This is a genomic window from Polaromonas sp., assembly GCF_041689105.1.
Classification (GTDB): domain Bacteria; phylum Pseudomonadota; class Gammaproteobacteria; order Burkholderiales; family Burkholderiaceae_C; genus Polaromonas.
Window position 1 is genome coordinate 16,496 of sequence record NZ_JBDNGU010000020.1, and the last position, 14,655, is coordinate 31,150.

The 14,655-nt window shown below is 63.6% G+C and carries 13 protein-coding genes and 1 pseudogene; 6 read left to right on the forward strand and 8 right to left on the reverse strand.

Features of this window, described 5'->3' with window-relative positions; all coding sequences use genetic code 11:
- Positions 1-284: 284 nt before the first annotated feature.
- The 3 genes from ACESMT_RS01790 to ACESMT_RS01800 form a co-directional block, all read right to left on the reverse strand.
- Positions 285-1,601, reverse strand: a complete 1,317-nt coding sequence (locus ACESMT_RS01790; protein ID WP_372824663.1) for a glycerate kinase — start codon at positions 1,599-1,601, stop codon at positions 285-287.
- 87 nt (positions 1,602-1,688) lie between these two features.
- Complete coding sequence (locus ACESMT_RS01795; protein WP_372824665.1) at positions 1,689-2,645, reverse strand: tripartite tricarboxylate transporter substrate binding protein; 957 nt, start codon at positions 2,643-2,645, stop codon at positions 1,689-1,691.
- Between the two features lie 75 nt (positions 2,646-2,720).
- Complete coding sequence (locus ACESMT_RS01800) at positions 2,721-3,815, reverse strand: tartrate dehydrogenase (RefSeq protein ID WP_372824667.1); 1,095 nt, start codon at positions 3,813-3,815, stop codon at positions 2,721-2,723.
- A 113-nt stretch (positions 3,816-3,928) separates the two neighbouring features.
- Here ACESMT_RS01800 and ACESMT_RS01805 point away from each other — a divergent pair, with 113 nt between their 5' ends.
- Entirely contained in the window at positions 3,929-4,864 is a 936-nt protein-coding gene (locus ACESMT_RS01805; RefSeq protein ID WP_372824669.1) for a LysR family transcriptional regulator, read from the forward strand.
- A 73-nt stretch (positions 4,865-4,937) separates the two neighbouring features.
- Here ACESMT_RS01805 and ACESMT_RS01810 read toward each other — a convergent pair whose 3' ends face one another.
- The 3 genes from ACESMT_RS01810 to xdhC form a co-directional block, all read right to left on the reverse strand.
- Positions 4,938-5,888, reverse strand: a complete 951-nt coding sequence (locus tag ACESMT_RS01810) for an ABC transporter substrate-binding protein (protein WP_372824671.1) — start codon at positions 5,886-5,888, stop codon at positions 4,938-4,940.
- A 420-nt stretch (positions 5,889-6,308) separates the two neighbouring features.
- Positions 6,309-7,550 carry a urate hydroxylase PuuD gene (locus tag ACESMT_RS01815; RefSeq protein WP_372824673.1) on the reverse strand — a complete coding sequence of 414 codons (1,242 nt, stop codon included), beginning with the start codon at positions 7,548-7,550 and terminating at the stop codon, positions 6,309-6,311.
- Positions 7,551-7,676: 126 nt separating this feature from the next.
- Positions 7,677-8,546, reverse strand: a complete 870-nt coding sequence (gene xdhC, locus ACESMT_RS01820) for a xanthine dehydrogenase accessory protein XdhC (RefSeq protein ID WP_372824675.1) — start codon at positions 8,544-8,546, stop codon at positions 7,677-7,679.
- A gap of 147 nt (positions 8,547-8,693) precedes the next feature.
- Between xdhC and ACESMT_RS01825 the strand changes: the two genes are divergently transcribed.
- Positions 8,694-9,209: a hypothetical protein gene (locus ACESMT_RS01825; RefSeq protein WP_372824677.1), complete on the forward strand. Its 516-nt coding sequence runs from the start codon at positions 8,694-8,696 to the stop codon at positions 9,207-9,209.
- Between the two features lie 9 nt (positions 9,210-9,218).
- Here the strand turns inward: ACESMT_RS01825 and uraH are convergent, their stop codons facing one another.
- Entirely contained in the window at positions 9,219-9,572 is a 354-nt protein-coding gene (uraH, locus tag ACESMT_RS01830; protein ID WP_372824679.1) for a hydroxyisourate hydrolase, read from the reverse strand.
- A gap of 71 nt (positions 9,573-9,643) precedes the next feature.
- Between uraH and ACESMT_RS01835 the strand changes: the two genes are divergently transcribed.
- The 4 genes from ACESMT_RS01835 to ACESMT_RS01850 are packed head-to-tail and all read left to right on the forward strand — an operon-like array spanning position 9,644 to position 14,281.
- Entirely contained in the window at positions 9,644-10,309 is a 666-nt protein-coding gene (locus tag ACESMT_RS01835; RefSeq protein WP_372824681.1) for a GntR family transcriptional regulator, read from the forward strand.
- Positions 10,306-11,253 (forward strand): allantoinase PuuE, encoded by a 948-nt coding sequence (puuE, locus tag ACESMT_RS01840; RefSeq protein WP_372824683.1) that lies wholly within the window; start codon positions 10,306-10,308, stop codon positions 11,251-11,253. Before ACESMT_RS01835 ends, puuE begins: the two co-directional genes overlap by 4 nt.
- Positions 11,254-11,255: 2 nt before the next feature.
- Positions 11,256-13,061, forward strand: coding sequence for a 2-oxo-4-hydroxy-4-carboxy-5-ureidoimidazoline decarboxylase (gene uraD / locus ACESMT_RS01845; protein ID WP_372824685.1), 1,806 nt, complete (start codon positions 11,256-11,258; stop codon positions 13,059-13,061).
- Complete coding sequence (locus tag ACESMT_RS01850) at positions 13,058-14,281, forward strand: M20/M25/M40 family metallo-hydrolase (protein WP_372824687.1); 1,224 nt, start codon at positions 13,058-13,060, stop codon at positions 14,279-14,281. The genes uraD and ACESMT_RS01850 overlap by 4 nt, the downstream gene beginning before the upstream one ends.
- Positions 14,282-14,552: 271 nt before the next feature.
- On the opposite strand, the pseudogene ACESMT_RS01855 reads toward ACESMT_RS01850, so the two are convergent.
- Positions 14,553-14,655, reverse strand: a pseudogene (locus ACESMT_RS01855) (LysR family transcriptional regulator); the annotation flags it as partial.

The window sequence follows — 14,655 nt, forward strand, 5'->3', positions numbered from 1 at the left end:
GGTGCGCGTCTTCGCCGGTCGCCGTGCCGACAACCTGGAGGCGATTCGGGCCCTGCCGACTCCGCCCGGGATTCGTCGCATCTGCGAGTAGGTTTTTTCGCCGGGCCGGGTTCCCACACGCCGCAAGCCCTCACCCCTGCCCTCTCCCGGGGGGAGAGGGAGACCCCCTCAAACAAAAGAGCAGACGAGCACAAGCACAACAACTCTTCCTCCCTCTCCCACCGGGAGAGGTCAGGGGTGAGGGATCTACGCGGCAACCACCCTTATCCGGCGAGCGCAAGCAGCTACAAAATCAATAGCGCCCGAAAGTCGTTGACGTTGGTGTGTGTAGGCCCGGTCACCACCAGGTCGCCCAGCGGCTCAAAGTAGCCGTAGGCGTCGTTGCGGTCCAGGAAGCGGTCCACCTTCATGCCCTGCGCGCTGGCGCGCTGCAGCGTGTCGGGCGTCACATAAGCGCCAGCGTTGTCCTCGATGCCGTCGATGCCGTCGGTGTCGGCCGCAAGCGCGTACACGCCGGGCTGGCCTTGCAGCGCCAGCGCAAGACCGAGGCAGAACTCGCCAGCCCGGCCGCCGCGCCCGCGCGCCTCGCCATCTTCACGCTTTCTGACGGTGACCGTGGTTTCGCCGCCGCTCAAAATCACGCAGGGTTTGCTAAAGGGCTGGCCTTTGAGCGCGACTGCGCGTGCCAGCGCCGCGTGCACCTTGCCGACCTCGCGCGATTCGCCTTCCATCTCGTCGCTGAGGATGTGGGCTTCAATCCCCGCTGCACGAGCCGCCGCGGCTGCGGCTTCAAGCGACTGCTGCGGCGTGGCAATCATGTGGACCGCATGGCCGTCAAAGGCCGCGTCGCCCGGCTTGGGCGTTTCCAGCGCACCGCTCTCAAGCTGAGCGCGCAGCGCAGGCGGTACCTCGATGTTGTAGCGTTTCAAAATTGCCAGCGCGTCGGCGCAGGTGGTGACATCGGGCACGGTCGGGCCACTGGCAATCACCGATGGGTCGTCGCCTGGCACGTCGCTGATCGTGAGCGTCACCACCGTCGCAGGCGCGCAGGCGGCGGCCAGGCGCCCGCCCTTGATGCGCGAGAGGTGCTTGCGCACACAGTTCATCTCGCCGATGTTGGCACCGCTGTTGAGCAAGGCCTTGTTGATGGCCTGCTTGTCTTCCAGCGTCAAGCCTTCGGCCGGCAGGGTCAGCAAGGCCGAGCCGCCGCCCGAGATCAGGCACAGCACCAGGTCGTCTTTGGTGAGCCCCTGGGTGAGCGCGAGGATGCGCTGCGCGGCTTGCAGCCCGGCGGCGTCAGGCACCGGGTGCGCGGCTTCAACAATTTCGATGCGCTGCGGCAAGCCTTCGGGGCGCGGCGGAATATGGTGATAACGCGTGACCACCAGACCTTCAAGCGGCGCATCAAGCGGCCACAAGGCCTCAACCGCCTGGGCCATGGAGCCGCCGGCCTTGCCGGCACCGATGACAATGGTTCTGCCCTTGGGCGGCTGGGGCAGATGGGCCGCCGTGTTGTGCAGCGGCAAGGCGCGCTGCACGGCGGCCTGGTACAGGTGTTCGAGAAAGGCGCGAGGCTGGCTGGCGGGGTTCGGTTCGGTCATTCGGTGTCTCCAGCCCACTATTGTGCCGCCCCAAACGCCACTAAACCGCCTGTAACCCGCGCCGCAGCGCCGCGCGGACGCTGCCGTTTACTTTTTACCCAGTCCCAGGCGCTGCGCGCCTTCGGTGTACAGCTTCGTCTTCTCCTTCATGAAGGCGTCCATCTGGTCGAGGTTCACGTTGACCAGCTCAAAGCCGCTTTTGGCCGCAAGCTCCTTCATCTCGGGGTCGTTGTTGAGCGCGGCCCACATATCAGCAATTTTCTTGCGCGCTTCCGGCGGTGTCGATTTCGGTACACCGATGCCGCGGTAGGCGCCGTCCACCCAGTCCACGCCGAGTTCCTTGAAAGTCGGCACATCGGGCAGCAGCGGGTGGCGTTTTTCCATGGCCACGGCCAGTGCGCGCGCCTTGCCCTTGTTGTTGATGGCAAAGGCGGTGTAGGTCACCGCGCCGTCGATCTGGTTGCCGACCACCGCCAGCGCCATGTCGCCGGTGCCCTTGTAGGGGATATAGGTGCTCTTGATGCCGAAGGCGGCGTTGAGCCGCTCATGCGAGGCATGGTTGGCAGAGTTAAGGCCCGAACCGCCCAGGCTCATCTTGCCGGGGTCTTTTTTGGCGGCGGCGATGAAGTCGGCAAAGGTCTTGTACGGGCTGGCCTCGGGCACAACCAACGCGTCAGGCGTGAAGTGGAACCAGAACACCGGCGTCACATCGGCTGTCTTGTACTGCACCACCCCCTCGATGGGCTGAAACACAATGTGCGGCAAGTTGACACCGACCACGTTCAGCCCGTCGGGCGGAAGCTGGTTCATCTGCGTCCACATCAGCGCGCCGCCAGCGCCGGCCTTGTACTGGATGATGGTGTCGATGGCCGGACACTTTTTCTTGAGCACCACCTGCTGGTGGCGCGCCGACAGGTCAGACTCGCCCCCGGGCGGGAAGGCCTGCCAGTACAGCACGTTTTTGTCGGGACAGGCCTGGGCCATCGCATTGGTCGCAAACGGCGCCAGCAGGGCCAGGCTCAGGGCGGATATCAGCGTCTTCATGGTTTTGTCTCCTTTGGTTTTTTCAGCTTTTCTCATTCACTCTTGACTCATAACTCCTGACTCTCGATTCATGCCTCAGGCGGCGCGGCGTTCGGCCTCCCGGGTGCTGGAAATGCGTTCGCACACGGACTGCGTGACCTGCGCTGTGGTGGCGTTGCCGCCCAGGTCACCAGTATGCAGCGAGGTGTCGGCGGTGACCTGCTCGATAACTTGCATCAGGCGCTGCGCGGCGGCGGCTTCACCGAGGTGCTCCAGCAGCATCACGCAGGACCAGAAGGTGCCGACCGGGTTGGCCAGGCCCTTGCCCATGATGTCGAAGGCCGAGCCGTGGATGGGCTCGAACATCGAGGGGTAACGCCGCTCGGGGTCGATGTTGCCGGTGGGCGCAATGCCCAGACTGCCGGCCAGCGCAGCGGCCAGGTCGCTCAGTACATCGGCATGCAGGTTGGTCGCCACCAGCGTGTCCAGCGAGGCTGGCCGGTTGACCATGCGGGCGGTGCAGGCGTCCACCAGTTCCTTGTCCCAGCGCACGTCGGGAAACTCCTTGCTGATCTGCAGCGCTATCTCGTCCCACATCACCATGCCGTGGCGCTGGGCATTGGATTTGGTGACCACGGTGAGCAGCTTGCGCGGGCGCGACTGCGCCAGCCGGAAGGCAAAACGCATGATGCGCTCGACCCCGGCGCGTGTCAGGATGGACAGGTCGGTGGCGACCTCGATCGGGTGCCCCTGGTGTACCCGCCCGCCGACGCCAGCGTATTCGCCTTCGGAGTTTTCACGCACGATGACCCAGTCCAGGTCTTGGGGCGTGCAGCGCTTGAGCGGCGCGTCAATGCCGGGCAGGATGCGCGTGGGCCGCACATTGGCGTACTGATCGAACCCCTGGCAGATTTTCAGCCGCAGGCCCCAGAGCGTGATGTGATCGGGAATGTGCGGGTCGCCGGCCGATCCGAAGAGGATGGCGTCCATGTCGCGCAGCGCGTCCAGCCCGTCCTCCGGCATCATGACACCGTGCTCGCGAAACCAGTCGCCGCCCCAGCCGAAGGAGCTGAACTTGAAGCTGAAGCGCTTCTGCGCGGCGGCCAAAGTCCGTAGCACCTGCTGGCCTGCCGGTATGACTTCCTTGCCGATGCCGTCGCCCGGGATGCAGGCGATGTTGTAGGTTTTCACGGGTTTCTCCTGTCAATGCAATGCCAGTAACTTTACGGATTGCAGTGTTCAAAAGAAACGCCTAAAGTTATCTTATTGTTTACTTTCAGTTAATAGTTGCCCGGTAAAAAAACATGTCGACGCCCGCCTCCGCCCCTTCCGAGATGGCTTTTTTCAGCCTGCTGGCGCGCTGCGCCAGCTTCTCGGCCACGGCCAGAGAACTCGACGTCACCACACCGGCCGTCAGCAAACGCCTGGCGCAGATGGAAAGCCGGCTCGGCGTGCAACTGCTCAACCGCACCACGCGGCGGGTCAGCCTGACGCCGGAGGGCGAGATCTACCTGGCCCACGCCAGGCGCATCCTGGCCGAGATCGACGACATGGAGCAGCTGGTGTCCAGCGCCGTGGCCGCGCCCAAGGGCCTGCTGCGCGTAAACGCGACGCTGGGTTTTGGTCGGACCCACATCGCGCCGCTGATCTCGGGCTTTGCCAAGCTGCACCCCGAAGTGCAGATCCAGCTGCAGCTCACGGTCAACCCGCCGCCAGCCGACGACGACGCCTTTGACGTGTGTGTGCGCTTTGGCGAGCCGCCGGATGCGCGGGTGATTGCGCGCATGCTGGCCCCCAACCGTCGCTTGCTCTGCGCCTCGCCAGCCTACCTGGCCAAACGCGGCACGCCGAAAGTGCCGCACGATCTGGCGCAGCACAGCTGCATAGGCATACGGCAGGGCGGCGAGGCGTACGGCATCTGGCGCCTGAGCGCAGGCAAACGGGTGGAAACCGTGAAGGTGCGCGGCAACCTCAGCACCAGCGACGGCGAGATCGCGGTCAACTGGGCGCTGGCGGGCCACGGCATTGTGATGCGGGCCGAGTGGGACATCGCGCGTTATCTGCGCAGCGGGCGCCTGCGCCAGGTGCTGGAAAACTACCAGTCACCGCCGGCCGACATCCACGCGGTCTGGCCCCAACGACACCAGGTGTCAGCCCGCGTCAGGGTTTTTGTGGGCTACCTGGCCGGCCACTTCGAGAAAACCTCGACACGTTCGGCGGGCCTGGTGAGCAGCTGGTGAGCGGTGGACAAGGGATGCGCGGGCGCTTTCTGTTGCTGCTACTGCCTGATACGGCCCGTGGCAGTCACGATGCTCAGCTCGACAAAACGCGAGCCTGAACGCATGCCGGGCTTGAAGCCCACCTTGTAGCCGCCCAGATCGACGTCGGTGCTGTCCAGCGCATTGGCAAAACCTTCGCGGGATATCTTGGGGCCCATGCGCCGCGCCGCGTGGATGATAACGGAACGGCGATGTAGCCCTCCATCATCGCGTAGCTCACCGGCACCTCGAGGTTGGGCGTTGCTGCCGCGATGTCGCTGAACTCCTTGCTCAGTCGCCCCGAAATCTTGTAGGGGTTGGGCGTGACCTGTGTGATCGCCAGCCCCTTGAGCTGCTCTTCGCCCAGGCGCTGCGAGATCTGCTCAATGTCCGCGCCGGAACGGGCAAACAGCTGCGCCGTGCCACCGTCGAGCCGGTACTTTTCGATAAAGGCCCCGGCGGCCGCACCGCTGGCAACCACGATGATGGCTTGCGGCGCAGCACTGATGAAGGTGTCCACCACCGCATTGGGGACCTTGTTGGTGCCCTGCGTATAGGTGGCCTTGGCAGTGAGTTTGGCACTGCGGGCTTTTGTCACTTCTTCCATCGCGGCCAGCAGCGTCCCCGCACCTGCGCCATCGGGGTAAAACAGGCCCAGCCGCGTCACGCCCACCGTGACCAGGTGTTCCGTGATCTTGTTGAGCTCGTCGCGAAGACTGGCGCGCACGCTGAACACCAGCGGCGCTTCTGCGCGGATCTCGTTGACGCGGTAACCCACCAGTGCGATGTTCTCGGTCTCCAGCAACTTCGACGTCACCAGCTCACTGATGATCCTGTCGCCAAAATAGCCCACCAGCACCAGCGGCCGGCTCTCGCCCAGCAAGGACTTGGTCGCTGCCATGTTGTCCGCTGGCCTGCCGCCGTCGTCCTTGCGCACCAGGCTGAAGGTGTGACCATTGACGCCGCCCGCCTTGTTGGCCCGGGTCAGCGCCAGCTGGATGCCCACGGAGTAGGCGCGGGCCTGCGTGCCTTCGAGCCCCGACAGGGGGCGACCTGCCCGACGACGATCTGCGCGGCACCGGCCGCCAGCTAAACAGCTATCGCGCCGGCCGCAACCAGCGCACTGATCAGCAACTGCAAATTCAACATTTTTTGTCTCCTCGATGGTCCACGCGTAGCATGCCTCGGCGGGCGCTGAGTGGCCGCAGCAATCTTCTGCGGCGCGCTTGAATTGAAGCACGTCCCGGGGGCAAGGTCGATACGCGATATTACGCAGAACTTACAGCCTCAGTTGGCATTCCAACTCAAGGACCCTCTGCATGACTCTGGCGAGGTTGTGGCAGTCGGATCGGGATGGGCTGCAAGGCGTCTTTTTGCAGGCAATAGCCCGGCTATTGCCAAGAAAAACAACGCAGCAGGCCGCCTGTCAGCGCGTGGGGGCGCCGCTTTCAAACCACTGCCGCACCAGCGCGCGCTCGGCGTCCAGCATGCCGGTGGCGTTATTCATCGGCATGATTTTGCTCACCACCACTTGCTGGTAAACGGCCTGCGCGTGTTGACCGAGCAGGGCCGGCGAGTCGAGCCGGACGTTTTTCATCTGCAGCTGTGCGCCATGGCACTGGTAGCAGCGCTGCTCCATCACTTTTTGCACTTTTGCATAGTCATTTCGGCCTGTAGCCCCTGCCGTTTCTACGGGAGCAGCTATCGAATCAGTAGCATTTACGGCGGCGGCCGGCACCGGCGCTGGCTTCATCCAGACGATGGCGCCTGCGATCAGCACCACGCCAATCAGCGCATAAGGCAGGGGATTGCCGTTGCGCCCCAGCTTGTAGCCGTGACGCATCACAAAAAATTGCCGTATCAGCGCGCCGGCCAGCATCATGAGGATCAACACCAGCCAGTTCTGCGCATGGCCATAGGTAAAGCTGTAGTGGTTGCTGAGCATCGCAAACAGCACGGGCAGCGTGAAGTAGGTGTTGTGCACGCTGCGCTGTTTGCCGCGCTGGCCGTGCACCGGGTCCACCGGCTCGCCGGCCTTGATGCTGGCGATCACCTTGCGCTGGCCGGGGATGATCCAGAAAAACACATTGGCGCTCATGGCCGTGGCGATCATCGCGCCCACCAGCAAAAAGGCCGCACGCCCGGCAAACCAGTGGCAGGCCAGCCAGGACGCGACACAGACCAGCACCAGCACCAGCGCGCCAACAACGGCATCCCCATTTTTGCGTTTGCCGAAGACTCGGCAGATGCCATCGTAGAGCATCCAGAAAACCACAAAAAACGACAGCGCCACGCCAATGGCCGCACCCGATGACCAGTTCATCAGCGACTTGTCGATCAGGTAGGTGCCGGCGTTCCACAGGTAGGACACCGTGAACAGCGCGAAGCCGGAAAGCCAGGTGCTGTAGCTTTCCCAGTAAAACCAGTGCAGGTGAGCGGGCAGCACAGGCGGCTTGACTGCAAATTTGACCGGGTGGTAAAAACCGCCGCCGTGCACCGCCCAAAGCTCGCCACTGACGCCCTGTTTTTTCAGATCGTCGTCCACGGGCGGCGTCAGGCTCGAATCGAGGAAGACAAAATAAAACGAGGAGCCGATCCAGGCGATGGCGGTGATGACATGGACCCAGCGCAGCAGGAGGTTGGCCCAGTCGAGGTAATAGCTTTCCATAGCTCAACTTTCAAACCTGCTCACCACTGCGGGCGCTCTGAGCAGAAATTTCGGCCGCGAACACATTGGCTCCGCTGCGACCTGTCCACTAAAGTGTATACAAATTGACAGCCCGATGCAAAAAGCTCAAGCCGTCTCCGGCAGATCCAGGAGCAACAACTGTGCCGCCACAGCCACGGCTATCACCTCGGGCTCCTTGCCGTCTATGCCGGGCAGGCCGATCGGGCTGGTGACGTGGGCCAGCTCTTCATCGCTAAAGCCGCGCGCCTGCAGCCGGTGGCGAAACGTCGCCCACTTGGTCTTGCTGCCGATCAGGCCGATGTAGGGCAAATCGCCCTTTTCGCGCTGGCGTTTGAGGCATTCGGCGACGATGTCGAGATCCTCGGCATGACTGAAACTCATAATCAGCACCCGGGACTGCGGCGCAAGCTCGCGCACCGCTCCCTGCACCGGTTCGGAGTGTTCGCAGCGCACGTTGAGCCCCCACGCTCGCTCACTTCGTGTAGCTCCCTGCCCCCCAAGGGCAGAGAAATTTGCTAGCTCGTCCGGGAAAATGCCCTCTCGGCTGTCGATCCAGGTCAGGTCAAACGGCAAGCGCGACAGGACCTCCACCAGCGCATGGCCGACATGGCCACCTCCGAACAATGCAAGCGCTTGTAACTTTGTGAAGAGCCGGCGCCGCAGGGCCGCAACATCAGCGGGGCCTACGGGTTCAAACTGCAGGGTCATCACACCCCCGCAACACTGGCCCAGCGACGGGCCCAGGACAACCCGGTTCACGGTGACGCCCTGCCCATGCTTTAAATGGGCGCGGGCCGTCGCCATGGCCTGGTGCTCAACGTGTCCGCCGCCGATGGTGCCCACGACAGCTTCGGTAAAAACAGCCATCCAGGTACCGGCTTCGCGCGGTACCGAGCCTTCCGTGGCGACGACCTGCACCAGCACGGCAGGCTCGCTGCTCAACCGTTGCAGAAAACTGTTCTTGTGATGGTTCACCGTAAAAACCCTCTGATTCAAGGCCCATTTTTCTGGAGCCTACGACCGCATAATCCGGGGAAATCAATCCCGCGCTGTTACATCACCGATTCATCAACAGACCGCACAATAGCAGCCACGTCACACTCGTGAATCACAAGGATACGTATGTCTGAGCCCACTCCCCGCCGATTCTGGCTGATGGCCCTGCTGTCCGCCGGCATCGGCGCCATTGTCTCCGCCTGCAAGAGCGCGCCGGAACCTGCGGCAGCACCCGAGCCCGAGCCGGCGGCACCGCCCACCGTGGTCGGCCCCATCTCCGGCCCGGCCGGCTCGGCGCGCCAGTCGGCCGCACCGACAGCCCGCGCCTACCGCGAAAGCGGCGCCACCCACCTTTACGGTTTGAACGCCGACCGCATTTACAAGGGCAGGATGCCGCCGCTGCTGTATGCCGTTGGCGTGATCAATGTCGAGATCAACCAGGTGGGTATCGTGACCCGCCTCGACTGGATGCGCGCACCGCGCCATGCGCCGGAGGTGGTTGCCGAAATCGAACGCACGATCAAGGCCGCCTCCCCGTTTCCGGCGCCCGTGCGGATTGGCAAGGTGGTCTACACCGACACCTGGTTGTGGCACAAAAGCGGCAAGTTCCAGCTGGATACCCTCACCGAAGGGCAGAACTAGGCCCCCACATCAGCTGCCGCGATAAGTGGAGTAACTCCAGGGGCTGACCAGCAGCGGCACATGGTAATGCTGGCTGGTGTCGGCCACGCCGAAGTCCAGGGACACCTTATCCAGAAAGTTAGGCTCCGGCAACTTGACGCCGCGGCCTGCAAAATAAGCAGCCACATCAAATACCAGCCGGTAGGTGCCGCGCTGCAAGCTGCTGTTGTCGTACAGCGGCCCGTCCGGGTTGCGTCCGTCGCTGTTCAAGACAAACGATTTCACCAGCGTGGCCTGGCCACCCGTGGTGGTGTACAGCTCGACGGCCATGCCGGTGGCCGGCGTGCCGTGCATGGTGTCCAGGACATGTGTGCTCAGGCCCATGTGGGTTCCTTCGGGTGTGTGCAGTAAACAGAAGTGTATACACTTTTTGGACTTTCAGCTATCATGGCACCATGGAAACCTCCACCACCAGCTCCATCGTTGAAGCGCTCACCCGCGCGATCGTCGATCACCGGTTGCAGCCGGGCACCAAGCTGGCCGAGCAAAAGCTGGCCGACCATTTTGGCGTGTCGCGCACGCTGGTGCGGCAAGCCCTGTTCCAGCTGTCGCAAAACCGGTTGATCCGGCTGGAGCCCGCACGCGGCGCTTTTGTGGCCGCCCCCGCAGTCAGCGAGGCCCGCCAGGTGTTTGCCGTGCGCCGCATGCTGGAAGCCGAAATGACACGCGCCTTCGTGCGCGAAGCAACGCCGGCCAGGATCCGTGCGCTCAAGGAGCATGTGGCGCAGGAAAAAGCCGCCGTGGCCCGGGACGACGTGGCCGGCCGGACCGAGCTGCTCGGCGACTTCCATGTGCGCATGGCCGAGCTGATGGGCAACGATGTGCTGGCGCAAATACTCAGCGAGCTGATTTCGCGCTGCGCGCTGATCACGCTGATGTACCAGACCGCCAGCGCCGCCGAGCACTCCAGTGACGAGCACGCGGAAATCGTCAAAGCGCTGGCCGCAAAAGATGAAGAGCGCGCGGTCCACCTGATGAACGAGCACCTGCTGCATGTCGAACAAAATCTGACCTTTGACCGCAAGGTTCCCAGCAACGACATCACATTGGCACTCTCATGAACATCGGCCAGACCGCCACCTACCCCAGGGATTTGAAGGGTTATGGCCGCACGCCGCCGCATGCGCAGTGGCCGGACCAGGCCCGTATTGCCGTGCAGTTTGTGCTGAACTACGAAGAAGGCGGCGAGAACTCGGTGCTGCACGGCGACGCCGGTTCGGAGCAATTCCTCTCCGAAATGGCCAACCCGCCCAGTTACCCCGAGCGGCACTTGAGCATGGAGGGCATTTATGAATACGGCTCGCGTGCCGGTGTGTGGCGCATCCTGCGCGAGTTTGAAAAACGCCGGCTGCCCCTGACGGTATTTGGTGTCAGCATGGCGCTACAACGCCACCCCGAATTGACGGCGGCCTTCGTGGAGCTGGGCCACGAGATCGCCTGCCACGGCCTGCGCTGGATCAACTACCAGAACGTGGACGAAGCGACCGAGCGCGAACACATGCGCCTGGGCCTGGACATCATCACGCAGATGACCGGCCAACGCCCGCTGGGCTGGTACACCGGCCGCGACAGCCCGAACACGCGCCGCCTGGTTGCCGACGACGGCGCACTTGGCTACGACAGCGATTACTACGGCGACGACCTGCCGCTCTGGATGAAGGTCGAACGCAGCGACGGCATGGTGGTGCCACGGCTGGTCGTGCCCTACACGCTGGACACCAACGACATGCGTTTTGCGCTGCCCCAGGGCTTTTCGCAGGGCGATGATTTTTTCACCTACCTGCGTGACAGCTTCGATGCGCTGTATGCCGAGGGCGATCCGAACGGTCTGGACGCGCCGAAGATGCTCAGCATCGGGATGCACTGCCGCCTGCTGGGTCGGCCTGGCCGCATCGTGGCACTTCAGAAATTCCTCGACCATGTCCAGCAGCATGCGCATGTCTGGATCTGCCGCCGTATTGACATTGCACGCCACTGGCAGCAAGTCCATCCCTACAAAGACTGATCATGTCCCAAACCCTTGAACAACTGAACGCCGCGCCGGCCCCTGAAGCCGCAGCTTTTTTGGCCGGTCTGTACGAACATTCGCCGTGGATCACCGACGCCGCGTTAACACACCGCCCTTTCCGGTCGCTGGCACAACTCAAACACCGGATGGCCGGCATTGTCCGAGAAGCCGGTCGCGAGGCCCAGCTCACGCTGATCCGCGCCCACCCCGAACTGGCCGGCAAGGCGATGATCAGTGAGACGCTGACCGCCGAGTCGACCAGCGAACAAGGCAAGGCGGGCCTGACGGACTGCACACCTGAAGAGTTCGCGCGGATCCAGGCGCTCAATACCGCCTACAACACGAGGTTCGGCTTTCCCTTCATCCTGGCGGTGCGCGGCCCGCGCGGCACAGGCCTGGACCGGAAGGAGATCATCGCCACCTTCGAGCGGCGCCTGGCCAACCACCCCGACTTCGAACTGGCCGAATCCCTGCGCCATATCCACCGCATCGCCGAGCTGCGCCTGAACGACAAGTTTGCTGCAGAGCCGCGACTGGGCCAGCAGGTCTGGGACTGGCAGGAGCAGCTCAGCGCCTTCAGCGACCCGGGCTACCTTGAAAACGGCCAGCTCACGGTGACCTATTTGACCGACGCGCACCGTTCGGCCGCAGCCATGATCAGCCAGGCCATGCGGGACAGCGGCTTCGATGACATCCATGTGGATGCGGTCGGCAATGTGGTCGGCCGCTACAAGGCAGACCCTCACCTCCGCCCTCTCCCGGGGGGAGAGGGAGTCAAGACACTGATGACCGGTTCGCACTACGACACCGTGCGCAATGGCGGCAAGTACGACGGACGGCTCGGCATCTTCGCGCCCATGGCCTGCGTCGCCGAACTCTCGCGCCAAGGCCGGCGCCTGCCCTTCGACTTCGAAGTCATCGGTTTCGCCGAAGAAGAAGGCCAGCGTTACAAAGCCACCTTTCTCGGCTCGGGCGCCCTGATCGGGCAATTCAATCCCGCCTGGCTGGAGCAGAAGGACGCGGACGGTATCAGCATGCGCGAAGCGATGCAACACGCCGGGCTGCCCGCGACGCTGGAGGCGATTGCCGCGCTGCAACGCCAGCCTTCCGATTACCTGGGTTTTGTCGAAGTACACATCGAGCAAGGTCCGGTGCTGAATGAACTCGACATCCCCCTGGGCATCGTGACCTCGATCAACGGTGGCGTGCGTTATGCGTGTGAAGTCACCGGCATGGCCAGCCACGCCGGTACCACGCCCATGAACCGGCGGCGTGATGCAGCGGTGGCGGTGGCCGAGCTGGCGCTGTACGTTGAGCAACGCGCCGCGCGCGACGGCGATTCGGTCGGCACCATCGGCATCCTGAACGTACCCGGTGGCTCGACCAACGTGGTGCCGGGCCGCTGCCAGTTCACGCTGGACCTGCGTGCGCCCAACGATGCGCAGCGCGACGCCATGGTGACCGACGTGCTGGCGCAGTTGACAGCCATCTGCGAGCGACGCGGCGTGTTTCACACGGTGGAGCAAACCATGCGTGCCGCAGCAGCGCCCAGCGCAGCGGACTGGCAGCAGCGCTGGGAGCGCGCGGTGGACAGCCTGGGGGTGCCGCTTTACCGCATGCCCAGCGGCGCCGGCCACGACGCCATGAAGCTGCATGAAATGATGCCGCAAGCCATGCTGTTTGTGCGTGGACAGAACTCGGGCATCAGCCACAACCCGCTGGAAAGCACCACCTGCGACGACATCGAACTGGCCGTGAAGGCCTTCCAGCAGCTCCTGAACCAACTCGCGACCGATCAACCATGACAGCAGATGACAAGCTTGATGCCTGGGTCGATGCCCACTTCGACGAGGAAGTGCGCTTCCTGCAGGAGCTGATCCGCGTTCCCACCCCCACCCCGCCCGGCGACAACGCGCCGCATGCCGAGCGCACGGCCGAGCTGCTCACGGCCTTCGGGTTCGACGCAGAAAAACACCCGGTCCCGGCTGCCGAGGTTCAGGCTTACGGGCTGCAGTCGCTGACCAATTTGATCGTGCGTCGACCCTATGGCAAGGGCCGGACCATCGCGCTGAATGCCCACGGTGACGTGGTGCCGCCCGGCGAAGGCTGGACCTGCGATGCCTACGGCGGAGACATCAAGGACGGCAACATCTACGGCCGCGCTTCGGCCGTCAGCAAGTCAGACTTCGCCACCTTCACTTTTGCGGTGCGCGCGCTGGAGTCGCTGGGTGTGCCGCTGCATGGCGGCGTGGAACTGCACTTTACCTATGACGAAGAGTTCGGCGGCGAGATGGGACCCGGCTGGCTGCTGCGCAACCAGCTGACACGTCCCGACCTGCTGATTGCCGCCGGCTTCAGTTACGAAGTGGTCACGGCCCACAACGGCTGCCTGCAGATGGAAGTCACCGTGCACGGCAAGATGGCGCATGCCGCCATCCCCGATAGCGGCGTCGATGCCCTGCAGGGCGCGGTGCACATCCTCAACGCGCTGTATGCGCAGAACGCGCTCTACAAAAGCGCCACGTCGCAGGTCAAGGGCATCACCCACCCGTATTTGAATGTGGGCCGGATCGAAGGCGGGACCAACACCAATGTGGTCCCCGGCAAGGTGATGTTCAAGCTGGACCGGCGCATGATCCCCGAAGAACATCCCGCTGAAGTCGAAGCGTCGATCCGGCAGATCATTGCCGCCGCTGCGGCCTTATGCCCGGGCATCACCGTGGATATCAAGCGCCTGCTGCTGGCCCGCTCAATGCGCCCCCTGCCCGGCAACCAGCCGCTGGTTGATGCCCTCCAGAAGCACGGTCTGGCCGTGTTTGGCGAACCAATTCCCGCGATGGGCACCCCGCTGTACACCGACGTGCGCCTGTACGCCGAAGCCGGCATCCCCGGCGTGATCTACGGCGCCGGACCGCGCACGGTGCTGGAGTCGCACGCCAAACGCGCCGACGAGCGCCTGGCGCTGGAAGACCTGCGCCGCGCCACCAAGGTGATTGCACGTACGCTGCACGAACTGCTGGGCTGATATACGCTATTATTTTGATAGCTACTCACGCCCGGTACATAAGGGCCGGAGGCATATTTCGCTATTGAAGTCCGGCCATTCATACCCACTTGCCTTCGAAAGACAAGAAATCGGGTTGCGGCATGGGCAGGACAGGGTCGGTGGGGCGCTCGGCGTAGCGAAATCAAGGCGGAGGCCGCAGGCCGGGGGACATTCGAGTCGCTGAGTGCCCCGTCGGCCAGCGCCCGTCCACAAAGTGGCGCTTATCCAGCTGATTGAATGCAAAACCGTATCAGGCCTTGGGCAGGGTGTCCCACCAGCGATCGGCAAAACATCCCTGCAGGTAAGCCACAAAGGCCTGCACCTTGCCCGGCACCAGCTTGGGTGACGGAAAC

Excerpts from the sequence above, each read along its gene's own strand:
- ACESMT_RS01790 (WP_372824663.1), bottom strand. The coding sequence starts at position 1,601 with ATGACCGAACCGAACCCCGCCAGCCAGCCTCGCGCCTTTCTCGAACAC.
- ACESMT_RS01795 (WP_372824665.1), bottom strand. The coding sequence starts at position 2,645 with ATGAAGACGCTGATATCCGCCCTGAGCCTGGCCCTGCTGGCGCCGTTT.
- ACESMT_RS01805 (WP_372824669.1), top strand. The coding sequence starts at position 3,929 with ATGTCGACGCCCGCCTCCGCCCCTTCCGAGATGGCTTTTTTCAGCCTG.
- ACESMT_RS01815 (WP_372824673.1), bottom strand. The coding sequence starts at position 7,550 with ATGGAAAGCTATTACCTCGACTGGGCCAACCTCCTGCTGCGCTGGGTC.
- ACESMT_RS01825 (WP_372824677.1), top strand. The coding sequence starts at position 8,694 with ATGTCTGAGCCCACTCCCCGCCGATTCTGGCTGATGGCCCTGCTGTCC.
- uraH (WP_372824679.1), bottom strand. The coding sequence starts at position 9,572 with ATGGGCCTGAGCACACATGTCCTGGACACCATGCACGGCACGCCGGCC.
- ACESMT_RS01835 (WP_372824681.1), top strand. The coding sequence starts at position 9,644 with ATGGAAACCTCCACCACCAGCTCCATCGTTGAAGCGCTCACCCGCGCG.
- puuE (WP_372824683.1), top strand. The coding sequence starts at position 10,306 with ATGAACATCGGCCAGACCGCCACCTACCCCAGGGATTTGAAGGGTTAT.
- uraD (WP_372824685.1), top strand. The coding sequence starts at position 11,256 with ATGTCCCAAACCCTTGAACAACTGAACGCCGCGCCGGCCCCTGAAGCC.
- ACESMT_RS01850 (WP_372824687.1), top strand. The coding sequence starts at position 13,058 with ATGACAGCAGATGACAAGCTTGATGCCTGGGTCGATGCCCACTTCGAC.